Here is a 12,278-nt window from a genome sequence, read left to right as displayed (position 1 = left end):
CCATGGACCCGATCGCCGCACTCCTCGAGATCGCCTCGCTGCTCGAGCGCGAACGGGCGTCGCGATATCGGGCCAAGGCCTTCCGACAGGCGGCCGCCACCCTCCAGCAGCTCCCGGAGGACGTGCGCTCAGATCCGACGCGACTTCGTGCGGCGAAGGGGATCGGCGAGTCGACGTTCTCTGTGATCCGCCAGGCGCAGGCGGGTGAGGTGCCCGACTACCTCGTCGAACTGCGCGGGGAGGTCGAGCCGGAGATCATGTCGGAGCTCCGCTCCAAGCTCCGCGGCGACCTGCATGCCCACACGGAATGGTCGGACGGGACGACGTCGATCGGCGTCATGGCGGCTGCCGCGCGCGCTCTCGGACACGAGTATCAGGCGATCACCGACCACTCGCCGCGCCTGAGGGTCGCCCGCGGGCTGTCCGCTGAGCGGCTGCGCGAGCAGATCCCCCAGGTGCGCGCGGAATCGGGTGACGGCTTCACCCTGCTCGCCGGCATCGAGGTCGACATCCTCGAGGACGGCGCCCTGGACCAGAAGGACGACCTCCTCGCGGAACTCGACATCGTCGTCGCGTCCGTGCACTCGAAGCTGCGAATGGATGCGCGTCCCATGACCGCGCGGATGCTCGCGGCCGTCGCGCACCCGCGGGTGAACGTCCTCGGACACTGCACCGGGCGTCTCGTGCAGGGGGACCGAGGGACGCGTGCCCAGTCGCAGTTCGACGCCGAGACGGTGTTCGCGGCCTGCGCGGAGAACGGCGTCGCGGTCGAGATCAACTCCCGGCCCGAGCGTCAGGATCCTCCGGACGAGCTCATCGCGATCGCGCTGGAGGCGGGGTGCCTGTTCTCGATCGACAGCGACGCGCACGCGCCGGGGCAGCTCTCGCTCCTCGACCACGGGGCGCAGCGCGCGGAGCGCGCCGGGGTCCCTGCGTCCCGGATCATCACGACCTGGGGGCTCGAGCGCCTGCTCGCCTGGGCGGGCTGACCCTCAGTCGGCGGTCGTGCCGACCGCGGCGACGGCTCGCGCCATCGATCCGCCGAGGTTCCACGTCTCGGCCAGGGCCAGGGCAGCATCGACCTCGTCGGGTCCGAGGGGGAGGAGCGGCTCGGCGGGTGCGGTGATGTCGAGATCTTTCGCCACCTCGACGACGGTCGGAGCGACGTCGAGGTAGGCGGAGGCGGCGAGCACTTTGGCCCGCACCCCGGCGCTCATGCCCTCTCCCGCCTCGGCGGCAGCTCGGATGCCGGCGAGGTCGCCGTGCTCCTTGAGCAGCGTCGCCGCGGTCTTCTCGCCGACCCCGGCGACCCCGGGGAGTCCGTCGGAGGCATCGCCGCGCATCGTGGCGAAGTCCGCATACTGCGCGGGCAGCACTCCGTACTTGGCGACGACGACGGCATCCGTCACGATCTCGAGATTGCTCATGCCCTTCGCGGTGTAGACGACGCGCACATCGCGCTCGTCGTCGACGAGCTGGAAGAGGTCGCGGTCGCCCGTCACGATGTCGACCGGCATCGTCGCGTGGGTGGCCAGGGTGCCGATGACGTCGTCCGCCTCGTGCTCGGCGACGCCGATGATCGGGATGCGCAGCGCGGTCAGGGTCTCGCGGATCAGCGGGATCTGCGCTTCCAGCGGATCGGGCACCTCTTCGACGTCCGGCCCCGCCGGAACGACCTCGACCACGCGGTGAGCTTTGTAACTCGGGATCAGGTCGACGCGCCACTGCGGGCGCCAGTCGTCATCCCAGCAGGCCACGACATGCGTCGGCTCGTACAGCGCGACGAGCTTGGCGATGATGTCGAGCAGGCCGCGAGCCGCGTTGATGGGCGAGCCGTCGGGGGCCGTCACCTTGTCCGGCACGCCGTAGAAGGCGCGGAAGTAGAGGCTGGCGGTGTCGAGCAGGAGCAGCTTGTCGGCGCGATCTGGCATGGGGACAGTCTGGCAGGGGAGTCGCCTGCCGACCGATATTCGGGGGAAGCGGTCGGGCTCCCGGTCTGATAGTCTCAACTGTCACTCGTGGCGTGTCTCGCATGCCCTCGTGACAGAAATCACAATCCAACCGCTGTGAAGCATGCACATGACCGTGCGCGGTCGCGGCTTCCGGCCCGAGTTCCCATTCAACAAGGACAACCCACTACATGACTACCGCAACGACCGCCCCGGCCACCAAGCAGGTCGCCATCAACGACATCGGATCTGCTGAGGACTTCCTGGCCGCGGTCGAGAAGACCCTGAAGTTCTTCAACGACGGCGACATCATCGAGGGCACGATCGTCAAGATCGACCGCGATGAGGTCCTGCTCGACGTCGGTTACAAGACCGAGGGTGTCATCCCCTCGCGCGAGCTCTCCATCAAGCACGACGTCGACCCCAACGAGGTCGTCAAGGTCGGCGACGAGGTCGAGGCTCTCGTTCTCCAGAAGGAGGACAAGGAAGGCCGCCTGATCCTCTCCAAGAAGCGTGCGCAGTACGAGCGCGCCTGGGGAGACGTCGAGAAGATCAAGGAGAACGACGGCGTCGTCACCGGTACGGTCATCGAGGTCGTCAAGGGTGGACTCATCGTCGACATCGGCCTCCGCGGCTTCCTGCCGGCCTCGCTCATCGAGCTGCGCCGCGTCCGCGACCTCACGCCGTACCTCGGCCAGGAGATCGAGGCCAAGATCCTCGAGCTCGACAAGAACCGCAACAACGTCGTGCTCTCGCGCCGCGCCCTGCTCGAGCAGACGCAGTCCGAGTCGCGCACCACGTTCCTCAACAACCTGCACAAGGGCCAGGTCCGCAAGGGCGTCGTCTCGTCGATCGTCAACTTCGGTGCGTTCGTCGACCTCGGCGGCGTCGACGGTCTCGTGCACGTCTCCGAGCTGTCCTGGAAGCACATCGAGCACGCCTCCGAGGTCGTCGAGGTGGGCCAGGAGGTCACCGTCGAGATCCTCGAGGTCGACCTCGACCGCGAGCGCGTCTCGCTGTCGCTGAAGGCGACGCAGGAGGACCCGTGGCAGGTCTTCGCCCGCACCCACGCGATCGGCCAGGTCACGCCGGGTAAGGTCACCAAGCTCGTTCCGTTCGGCGCGTTCGTGCGCGTTGCAGACGGCATCGAGGGCCTCGTGCACATCTCGGAGCTCTCGAGCAAGCACGTCGAGCTCGCCGAGCAGGTCGTGTCGGTCGGCGAAGAGGTCTTCGTCAAGGTCATCGACATCGACCTCGAGCGTCGTCGCATCTCGCTGTCGCTGAAGCAGGCCAACGAGTCGGTCGACCCCAACGGCACCGAGTTCGACCCGGCCCTGTACGGCATGGTCGCGGAGTACGACGAGAACGGCGAGTACAAGTACCCGGAGGGCTTCGACGCCGAGACGGGTGCCTGGAAGGAAGGCTTCGACGCCCAGCGCGAGGCATGGGAGCAGGAGTACGCTGCGGCCCAGGCTCGCTGGGAGGCGCACAAGGCCCAGGTCGCGAAGGCGGCCGAGGCCGAGGCTGCGGCCGGCGACGACTTCGGTGGTCAGTCCTTCTCGAGCGAGGCCGCCGGTGCGGGCACGCTCGCGGACGACGAGGCTCTCGCGGCTCTGCGCGAGAAGCTCTCGGGCGGCAACTCCTGAGCATCGATTCTCACCGGAACGGGCCGTCACTCTTCGGAGTGGCGGCCCGTTCCGCGTCTCCGGGGATTGGGCGTTGAAGTCGGACCCGGGCTTACGTGACCGAACATTACGAAGCGGTTCGTGACACGGGTACGCTCTCGGACAGCATGAAGGCATGACCTCCCTGCTGAACGCGCCCGCAGCGTCGCGCGCTCCGGGGGCGCCCGGCGCCGCCGCATCCGTGCGACTGGACGCGGTCGAGCGCTCGTTCCCGCTCGCGACCGGGCGGCGGGAAGTCCTGCGGGGCGTCGATGTCGACGTGGCCGCAGGGGAGATCGTCGCCGTCGTCGGGCCCTCGGGCTGCGGGAAGTCCACACTGCTGCGGCTGATCGGCGGATTGGACACCCCGAGCCGCGGCCGGATCGAACTCGGCGGCGCGGCCGTCGCCGATGCCGATGAGCGCACCGCTGTCGCCTTTCAGGAGCCCCGGCTGCTGCCGTGGCGGACCCTCGCCCAGAACGTCGAGCTCGGACTCCCTCGGCGCACGCCCCGCCGTGAAAGCCGCGAGCGCGTCGACGAGCTGCTCCACCTCGTCGGCCTCGAGCACGCGGCCGCGCAACGCCCGCGCGAGGTGTCGGGCGGAATGGCGCAGCGCGCATCCCTCGCCCGCGCTCTCGCCAGGAACCCCGGCGTGCTGCTGCTCGACGAGCCGTTCGGCGCACTCGACGCCCTCACCAGGCTGCGCATGCACGACCTGCTCCTGAAGATCCATGCCGCCGAGCCGACCACCGTCCTCCTCGTGACGCACGACGTCGAGGAGGCTCTCTACCTGGCTGATCGCGTCCTCCTGCTGCGCACCCTCACGAGCGACACGGATGCCGCGGCTCCATCCATCGCCCGCATCGTCACGGTTCCGGGCGCGCGTCCCCGGGACCGCGCCGACCGCGGCCTCGCAGACCTCCGCGCCGAGCTCCTCGAAGGACTCGGCGTCGACACCCACCACCGCACGTCCCCCGAGGAGAACCGATGAGCACCATCACCCGCCGAATCATCCCTGCGATCGCGATCGCGGGCACGATGATGCTCGTGGCCACGGGCTGCGTCGCAGGGGAGGACGCCCCCGCCGACACCGCGGAGGCCGACACCGCCGCATCCGGCGAATGGTCGTCCGACACGATCTCCCTCGACTTCGCCACGTACAACCCGCTCAGCCTCGTCGTGAAGGACCAGGGACTGCTCGAGGAGATCCTCGGCGACGACGTCACAGTCGAGTGGGTGCAGTCCGCCGGTTCGAACAAGGCCAACGAGCTGCTGCGCTCCGGATCGATCGATGTTGGATCGACGGCGGGTTCGGCCGCCCTGCTCGCGCGCGCCAACGGCTCTCCGATCCAGGTGATCGACATCTACTCGCAGCCGGAGTGGGCGGCGATCGTCGTCGGACCCGACAGCGACATCACCTCGGTCGAGGATCTCGCGGGCAAGTCGGTCGCCGCGACCAAGGGCACCGACCCCTACTTCTTCCTCCTGCAGGCGCTCGAGGAGGCAGGGCTGTCGATCGACGACGTCGAGGTGCAGAACCTGCAGCACGCCGACGGACGCGCTGCCCTCGACGGCGGATCGGTGGCCGCCTGGTCGGGGCTGGACCCCATCATGGCCGCCGCCGAAGTCGAATCCGGCGACAAGCTGATCTACCGCAACGTCGACTTCAACTCCTACGGCTTCCTGAACGCCACCGAGGACTTCATCGAGAATCACGCCGACCTCGCCCAAGCCGTCGTCGACGCGTACGAGCAGGCCCGCGAGTGGGCGCTGGAGAACCCCGAGGAGACCGCCGCACTGCTCGCCGAGGTCGCGGGCATCGACCCCGCCGTCGCGACGACCGTGATCGAGGAGCGTTCGAACCTCGACGTGAGCGGCGTCCCCGGCGACGACCAGATCGCGGTCCTCGAGAAGATCGCTCCGGTGCTGGTGGACTCGGGCGATGTGCAGGGCGGCAAGGAGTCCGTCGACAAGGCGCTGGAGTCCATCGTCAACGACACGTTCGCCACGAAGGCGGTCGGCGGAGAGTGACCGACCTCGACCAGCGCGTGGTCGTGCCCGCAGACGCACGCGACGCGCTCGATGCGGCGAAGGGGCAGTACCGCCCCTCCCAGCGGCGAGCCCGCCGCGGATGGGAGCGCCCGGTGGTGCGCATCGCGGGGGGTGTGCTGCTGCCGATCCTCATCGTCGCGGCGTGGCAGATCTCGACGACCAGCGGGATGGTCGAGCCCTATCGGCTGCCCACACCGGCATCCGTCTTCGCCGCGGGTGTCGAGCTCGCCGAGGGAGGCGCCCTGTACACCCACATCGCGATCTCCGTCCAGCGGGTGCTGCTGGGGTTCGCGATCGGCTCGGTCATCGGTCTCGCGGCAGCAGGCATCGTCGGGCTGTCACAGCTCGGCGACATCCTGCTCAGCCCCACTCTCGCCGCCGTCCGTGCGGTGCCTTCGCTCGCCTGGGTGCCGCTGCTGATCCTGTGGATGCAGATCGGCGAGTCGTCGAAGGTGACTCTGATCGCGATCGGCGCGTTCTTCCCGGTCTACACGACCGTCGCCTCCGCGCTCCGGCACGTCGATCCGCAGCTCGTGGAGGCAGGGCGATCCTTCAGCCTCCGAGGGTGGTCGCTGTTCCGCACCGTGCAGCTCCCCGCGGTCGTGCCGTCCGTGGTCGCGGGCCTTCGCCTCGCACTCGCGCAGGCCTGGCTCTTCCTCGTCGCTGCGGAGCTCATCGCCTCGTCGATGGGTCTCGGATTCCTCCTCACCGACTCGCAGAGCAATGGTCGCGTCGACCGCATCATCCTGTCGATCATCCTGCTCGCGCTGCTCGGGACGATCACGAACGGCATCCTCGCGCTCGTCGAGAAGTACCTGCTGCGGCGGTGGGCGTGACGGTGGACGAGGCGCGACTGGTCGAGGAGCGGACCTATCCGGCGCCGGCCCGTCTCGCCGCCACCGCGAACGTGACGGCCGAGGCCTATGCGGAGGCGGAGAGCGACCCGATCGCGTTCTGGGAGCAGGCTGCGCGCCGACTCGACTGGGCGAAGCCCTGGGAGACGCCGCTCGACTGGCAGCCGCCGACGGCAGAAGCGGGACCCTCCGCGCGATGGTTCACGGGTGGACGACTCAACGTCGCCTACAACTGCGTCGACCGCCACGTCGACGCAGGGCGGGGCGACAAGGTCGCTCTGCATTTCGAGGGCGAGCCGGGCGACCGCACCGCGGTCACTTACGCCGACCTGCAGCGCCGGGTGGCGCAGGCCGCGAACGCACTCATCGCGCTCGGCATCCGGGCGGGTGACCGCGTGGTGATCTACCTGCCCGTCCTCGTCGAGACGATCGTCGTCACCCTCGCGTGCGCGCGCATCGGCGCCGTGCACTCCCTCGTCTTCGGAGGCTTCTCCGCCGAGGCCGTCCGGTTCCGCCTCGCCGACACGGGAGCCAAGCTCCTCGTCACGAGCGACGGCCAGTTCCGTCGGGGCACGGCGACGGAGGTCAAGACCACGGCGGACGTCGCGGCCGCCGACCTCCCCGACCTCGAGCACGTCCTCGTCCTGCGGCGCACCGGGCAGTACGTGCCCTGGACCGAAGGGCGCGACGTGTGGTGGCACGACGTCGTGGAGGCCGCGTCGACCGACCACGTGGCAGAGGCGTTCGATTCCGAGCATCCGCTCTTCATCATCTACACCTCCGGCACGACCGGTAAGCCGAAGGGCCTCGTGCACACGTCGGGCGGCTACCTCGCGCACGCGAGTTGGGCGCACTGGGCGCACTTCGATGCGAAGCCCGACGATGTGCACTGGTGCACGGCCGACCTCGCCTGGGTGACGGCCCACACGTACGAGATATACGGTCCGCTCTCCAACGGGCTGACGCAGGTCATCTACGAGGGAACGCCGGACACGCCGCACCGCGAACGCCACCTCGAGATCATCGAGCGCTACGGCGTCACCGTCTACTACACGGCTCCCACGCTCATCCGGACCTTCATGACCTGGTTCGGGGCCGACCTCCCGGCGGGGCACGACCTCTCGACGCTGCGCCTGCTCGGCACGGTCGGCGAGGCGATCAACCCGGAGGCGTGGGTGTGGTTCCGTCGCAACTTCGGACGCGACGAGCTCCCGGTGGTCGACACCTGGTGGCAGTCTGAGACGGGCGCTGCCATGATCGCTCCGCTTCCGGGGGTGACCACCCTCAAGCCCGGCTCGGCGTCCGTCCCGCTCCCCGGCATCGACGCGACCGTCGTGGACGAGCACGGCGTCGAGGTCGCACCCGGCCGCTCGGGCACCCTGGTGGTGCGCCGCCCCTGGCCGGGAATGGCCAGGACGGTGTGGGGTGACCCGGCGCGGTACCGGTCCGCGTACTGGGCGGCGTACGCGGGGCACGGCGACTGGGGCGGCTACTACGTCGCGGGAGACGGAGCCACACGTGATGACGACGGATACATCCGGATCCTCGGACGCCTCGACGACGTGGTGAACGTCTCGGGGCACCGCCTCTCGACGATCGAGATCGAGTCGGCGCTCGTGGCCAACGACACCGTGGGGGAGGCGGGCACAGCCGGAGTCTCCGACCCCGTGACCGGACAGGCCGTGGTCGCCTTCGTGACGCCGTCCGGGCGATCCGCGGTCTCGTCGGCCGACCTCCGCAGCGAGGTGGCGCGCGCCATCGGGCCGGTCGCCAAACCCAAGCATGTGGTCGTGGTACCCGACCTGCCCAAGACCCGCTCCGGCAAGATCATGCGCCGCCTGCTCGCACAGCTGTGGGAGGCCGAGCAGGACCGACGAGCCGGCCGCGAGGCGCCGCCGCTCGGCGACACCACTTCTCTGCAGAACCCCTGGGCCGTCGACGACATCGCCGCCGCGCTCACGAACGTCGAACTGAGGACAGCATGACGGAAGAGCACCGATTCGGATTCCGCACCAGAGCGCTGCACGCCGGAGGCACGCCGGACGCGTCGACCGGCGCGCGCGCCGTGCCGATCTACCAGACCACGTCATTCGTCTTCGACGACGCCGCCGACGCGGGCAACCTCTTCGCCCTGCAGAAGTACGGGAACATCTACTCGCGCATCGGCAACCCCACGGTCGCCGCGCTGGAGGAGCGCCTCGCCTCGCTCGAGGGCGGGATCGGTGCCGTCGCGACGGCATCCGGCATGAGCGCCGAGTTCATCACGTTCGCCGCGCTCGTGGGTGCCGGCGATCACGTCGTCGCCGCCGCCCAACTGTATGGCGGCACCGTGACTCAGCTCGACGTGACCCTGCGCCGCTTCGGCGTCGACACGACGTTCGTCGCCTCGACCGATCCGGCAGACTTCGCGGCGGCGATCCGGCCGGAGACCAAGGTCGTGTACGTCGAGATGATCGGCAACCCCTCCGGTGAGATCGCCGACATCGAGGGTCTCGCCGAGGTCGCCCATGCGGCGGGCGTCCCGCTCGTCGTCGACGCGACCCTGGCCACGCCGTACCTCGCGCGCCCGCTCGAGCACGGCGCCGACATCGTCATCCACTCGGTCACGAAGTTCCTGGGCGGGCACGGCACGACCCTCGGCGGCATCGTGATCGAGAAGGGCACGTTCGACTGGGGGAACGGCCGCTTCCCGCAGATGACCGAGCCGGTCGCCTCGTACGGCGGCATCAAGTGGTGGGACAACTTCGGGGAGTACGGGTTCCTGACGAAGCTGCGCACCGAGCAGCTCCGCGACATCGGCCCGGCGCTGAGCCCGCAGGCCGCGTTCAACCTGCTGCAGGGCATCGAGACCCTGCCGCAGCGCATCGACGCCCACCTCGCGAACGCGAGGGTCGTCGCGGAATGGCTCGCCGCCGACCCTCGGGTCGCCTACGTGACCTGGGCGGGGCTCGAGGAGCATCCGCATCACGAGCGGGCCGCGAAGTACCTGCCGCTCGGCCCTGGGCCGGTCTTCGCCTTCGGCGTCAAAGCCGACGACGGCCGCGTCGCGGGGGAGAGACTCATCGAGAACCTGCAGCTCGCCTCGCACCTCGCGAACATCGGAGACGCGAGGACCCTCGTGATCCACCCCGCGTCGACGACGCACCGGCAGCTCACCGACGAGCAGCTGGTCGGGGCGGGCGTGCGCTCGGATCTCATCCGCATCTCGGTCGGCCTCGAAGACGCCGAAGACATCATCTGGGACCTGGACCAGGCCCTCACGATCGCGACGGGGGAGAACCGATGAGCGACACGACCCTGGCCGGCGACAGCTGCGCCGTTCCCGCCCCGCAGGACGCGGCGGCCTGCGCGCTGCCCGGCGCCGCACCCGAGCCTGCCGGGCGCACCTGGATCGGTCCAGGACAGCAGGAGCGGTTCGCGATCCTCCGCCGTACGAAGTCCATCGCGATCGTCGGCGCGTCGAACAACCCGGCCCGCGCGTCGTACTTCGTCGCCACGTACCTGCTCTCGAGCACGCCGTACGACGTCTACCTGGTGAATCCGAGGGAGACGGAGATCCTCGGCCAGCCGGTGTACTCGTCTCTCGCCGACCTGCCCGTGGTGCCCGACCTCGTCGATGTGTTCCGCCGTCACGAAGACCTGCCAGGCGTCGCCCAGGAGGCGATCGACGTCGGCGCGAAGGCGTTGTGGCTGCAGCTCGGATCCTGGAACGAGGATGCCGCAACGCTGGCGCAGAGCGCAGGTCTCTCCGTCGTGATGGACCGCTGCGTCAAGATCGAGCACGCGCGGTTCCACGGCGGGCTGCATCTCGCCGGCTTCGACACCGGTGTGATCAGCTCGCGGCGGCAGCTGCTGTCGCGCTGAGCCTCGACCAGCGAAGCCTAGACTGACGGCATGCCTCTCATCGCGCTGACCGGCGGCATCGCCTCGGGCAAGTCGACCATCGCCCGCAGGCTCGCGGAGCACGGCGCGACGATCGTCGACGCGGATCAGATCGTCCGCGACGTGCAGGCGCCGGGGAGCCCGGTGCTGACGGAGATCGCCGAAGTCTTCGGCGACGAGGTGATCGCTCCTGACGGTTCGCTCGATCGAGCGGCTCTCGGCGCCCGGGTCTTCGCGGATGCCGACCTGCTCGCGCGGCTCAACGCCATCGTGCACCCCGCCGTGCGCGCCGAGTCCCAGCGGCGATTCGACGCGGCATCCGCTCAGAACCCCGAGGGGGTCGTCGTCTACGACGTGCCTCTCCTCGTCGAGGCCAGGGTCGACGACCCCTGGGACCTGGTCGTCGTGGCGCACGCCCCCGCGGACGTCCGTCTCGAGCGGCTCATCGAACTCCGAGGCATGGAACGCGAAGCAGCACAGGACCGCATCGACGCGCAGGTGTCGGACGAGCGACGGCTGGCGATCGCGGACGAGGTGATCGACACCTCCGGCACGCTGGAGGAGACCGTCGCGCAGACGGACGCCCTCTGGCAGCGGATCCGCGCGCGGTGAGCTTCACCGGTCACGCGCCGGGGTCGTCCTCGTACCGCCGGCTGATCGTCGGGTTGTTCTTCGCGGGGATCGCGACCTTCGCCCAGCTGTACTCTCCGCAGGCCGTGCTGCCGCAGCTCGCGGCCGACCTCGAGGTGTCGCCGGCGACCGCGGCGCTCACGGTCTCGGCGGCGACACTGGGGCTCGCTGCTGCGGTGGTCCCCTGGTCGCTCGTCGCCGACCGCGTCGGCCGGGTGCAGGCCATGGCGGTCGGCGTGATCGCCGCGACGGTGTTCGGACTGCTCGCCCCGCTGAGTTCCGCTCTCGAGATGCTGCTTCTGCTGCGGCTGCTGGAGGGCATCGCGCTGGGAGCCATTCCCGCGGTCGCTCTGGCGTTCCTGAGTGAGGAGGTCACGGCGCGCAGTGCGGCGGCCGCCGCCGGCAGCTACATCGCAGGCACGACCGTGGGCGGACTGGTCGGACGAGTGCTGTCGGGGATCGTCGGCGAGCCGGCGGGCTGGCGGGCGGGGCTGTGGACCGTCGCCGCCGTCTGCGTCATCGCCGCCGTCCTGTTCCTCTGGCTCACGCCGAGGGCGCAGGGGTTCGTGCCCGGTCGGCTCCGGGCGGGAGGGGATGTCACAGGAGTCCTGGTTCGATTGGTGACGCCGCTGCGATCAGGGGCCCAGCTCGCGCTCTACGCCCAGGGCTTCCTGCTCATGGGCGCCTTCGTGGCGGTCTACAACTACCTCGGCTTCCACCTCGCTGCTCCGCCGTTCGCGCTGCCGGCGTGGCTCGTGACACTGCTGTTCCTCGCCTACCTCGCCGGTACCCTCTCGTCGCCGTGGGCGGGCGCGCTGGCCTCGCGGATCGGGCGCTATCCGGTGCTGCTCTGCGCGACGGCGCTGATGGCGGCCGGTGCTCTGACCATGCTGGCGGGAATGGCCTGGGTCGTCCTGATCGGGCTCCTGCTGTTCACCGCCGGGTTCTTCGCCGCGCATGCCGTCGCGTCGGGTTGGGCGCCTGTCGCGGCAGGCCCGACGACCCGCGCGCAGGCCTCCTCGCTCTACTACTTCGGCTACTACGCGGGGTCGAGCCTGTTCGGCTGGGCCCTCGGCATCGTGTTCGGCTCGGCGGACTGGACGTGGTTCGTCATCGCCGTGGTCGCCCTCTGCGCGGTCGCCGTGGCTCTGGCGGCCACCGCGTTGAGCGGGACGACCGGCGCCCGGCCCTTCGAGGAGAACCGCTGACCGGAACGGCCCTCCCTGGGCCTTTACGACCCCGATGTC

General features: G+C 69.8%; 11 protein-coding genes. 10 read left to right on the top strand and 1 reads right to left on the bottom strand.

Going from position 1 to position 12,278, the window contains the following annotated elements; translation table 11 throughout:
* The first annotated feature begins 2 nt into the window (after positions 1-2).
* Positions 3-989 carry a PHP domain-containing protein gene (locus M3195_RS15050; RefSeq protein ID WP_251588786.1) on the top strand — a complete coding sequence of 329 codons (987 nt, stop codon included), beginning with the start codon at positions 3-5 and terminating at the stop codon, positions 987-989.
* 3 nt (positions 990-992) lie between these two features.
* Here M3195_RS15050 and M3195_RS15045 read toward each other — a convergent pair whose 3' ends face one another.
* A complete protein-coding gene (locus M3195_RS15045) occupies positions 993-1,931 on the bottom strand; it encodes a 5'-3' exonuclease (protein WP_251588785.1) in 939 nt (312 codons plus the stop codon).
* A 209-nt stretch (positions 1,932-2,140) separates the two neighbouring features.
* Between M3195_RS15045 and rpsA the strand changes: the two genes are divergently transcribed.
* The 9 genes from rpsA to M3195_RS15000 all read left to right on the top strand — a co-directional run bounded on the left by rpsA (position 2,141) and on the right by M3195_RS15000 (position 12,239).
* Positions 2,141-3,595 carry a 30S ribosomal protein S1 gene (rpsA, locus tag M3195_RS15040; protein ID WP_096715640.1) on the top strand — a complete coding sequence of 485 codons (1,455 nt, stop codon included), beginning with the start codon at positions 2,141-2,143 and terminating at the stop codon, positions 3,593-3,595.
* Between the two features lie 154 nt (positions 3,596-3,749).
* On the top strand, positions 3,750-4,604 hold the full coding sequence (locus M3195_RS15035) for an ABC transporter ATP-binding protein (RefSeq protein ID WP_251588784.1): 855 nt from the start codon (positions 3,750-3,752) through the stop codon (positions 4,602-4,604).
* Positions 4,601-5,644, top strand: a complete 1,044-nt coding sequence (locus tag M3195_RS15030) for an aliphatic sulfonate ABC transporter substrate-binding protein (protein ID WP_251588783.1) — start codon at positions 4,601-4,603, stop codon at positions 5,642-5,644. Before M3195_RS15035 ends, M3195_RS15030 begins: the two co-directional genes overlap by 4 nt.
* Positions 5,641-6,501 (top strand): ABC transporter permease, encoded by an 861-nt coding sequence (locus tag M3195_RS15025; protein WP_251588782.1) that lies wholly within the window; start codon positions 5,641-5,643, stop codon positions 6,499-6,501. The genes M3195_RS15030 and M3195_RS15025 overlap by 4 nt, the downstream gene beginning before the upstream one ends.
* The gene (gene acs / locus M3195_RS15020) at positions 6,492-8,504 is read left to right on the top strand and encodes an acetate--CoA ligase (protein WP_251588780.1); all 2,013 of its coding nucleotides are present in this window, start codon (positions 6,492-6,494) and stop codon (positions 8,502-8,504) included. Before M3195_RS15025 ends, acs begins: the two co-directional genes overlap by 10 nt.
* Positions 8,501-9,805 carry an O-acetylhomoserine aminocarboxypropyltransferase/cysteine synthase family protein gene (locus M3195_RS15015; RefSeq protein ID WP_251588778.1) on the top strand — a complete coding sequence of 435 codons (1,305 nt, stop codon included), beginning with the start codon at positions 8,501-8,503 and terminating at the stop codon, positions 9,803-9,805. The genes acs and M3195_RS15015 overlap by 4 nt, the downstream gene beginning before the upstream one ends.
* A complete protein-coding gene (locus M3195_RS15010) occupies positions 9,802-10,383 on the top strand; it encodes a CoA-binding protein (RefSeq protein WP_251588776.1) in 582 nt (193 codons plus the stop codon). The genes M3195_RS15015 and M3195_RS15010 overlap by 4 nt, the downstream gene beginning before the upstream one ends.
* Before the next feature lie 30 nt (positions 10,384-10,413).
* A complete protein-coding gene (gene coaE, locus M3195_RS15005) occupies positions 10,414-11,013 on the top strand; it encodes a dephospho-CoA kinase (protein WP_251588774.1) in 600 nt (199 codons plus the stop codon).
* On the top strand, positions 11,010-12,239 hold the full coding sequence (locus tag M3195_RS15000; protein ID WP_251588772.1) for an MFS transporter: 1,230 nt from the start codon (positions 11,010-11,012) through the stop codon (positions 12,237-12,239). The genes coaE and M3195_RS15000 overlap by 4 nt, the downstream gene beginning before the upstream one ends.
* The last annotated feature ends 39 nt before the right edge of the window (positions 12,240-12,278 follow it).

Source organism: Microbacterium hydrocarbonoxydans (assembly GCF_023715885.1).
In the GTDB taxonomy this organism is placed as follows: Bacteria; Actinomycetota; Actinomycetes; order Actinomycetales; family Microbacteriaceae; genus Microbacterium; species Microbacterium hydrocarbonoxydans_C.
The sequence above is the reverse complement of the archived record's forward strand: the minus strand, read 5'-3'. Positions and strand labels throughout refer to the sequence as shown.

Excerpts from the sequence above, each read along its gene's own strand:
- M3195_RS15050 (WP_251588786.1), top strand. The coding sequence starts at position 3 with ATGGACCCGATCGCCGCACTCCTCGAGATCGCCTCGCTGCTCGAGCGC.
- M3195_RS15045 (WP_251588785.1), bottom strand. The coding sequence starts at position 1,931 with ATGCCAGATCGCGCCGACAAGCTGCTCCTGCTCGACACCGCCAGCCTC.
- rpsA (WP_096715640.1), top strand. The coding sequence starts at position 2,141 with ATGACTACCGCAACGACCGCCCCGGCCACCAAGCAGGTCGCCATCAAC.
- M3195_RS15035 (WP_251588784.1), top strand. The coding sequence starts at position 3,750 with ATGACCTCCCTGCTGAACGCGCCCGCAGCGTCGCGCGCTCCGGGGGCG.
- M3195_RS15030 (WP_251588783.1), top strand. The coding sequence starts at position 4,601 with ATGAGCACCATCACCCGCCGAATCATCCCTGCGATCGCGATCGCGGGC.
- M3195_RS15015 (WP_251588778.1), top strand. The coding sequence starts at position 8,501 with ATGACGGAAGAGCACCGATTCGGATTCCGCACCAGAGCGCTGCACGCC.
- M3195_RS15010 (WP_251588776.1), top strand. The coding sequence starts at position 9,802 with ATGAGCGACACGACCCTGGCCGGCGACAGCTGCGCCGTTCCCGCCCCG.
- coaE (WP_251588774.1), top strand. The coding sequence starts at position 10,414 with ATGCCTCTCATCGCGCTGACCGGCGGCATCGCCTCGGGCAAGTCGACC.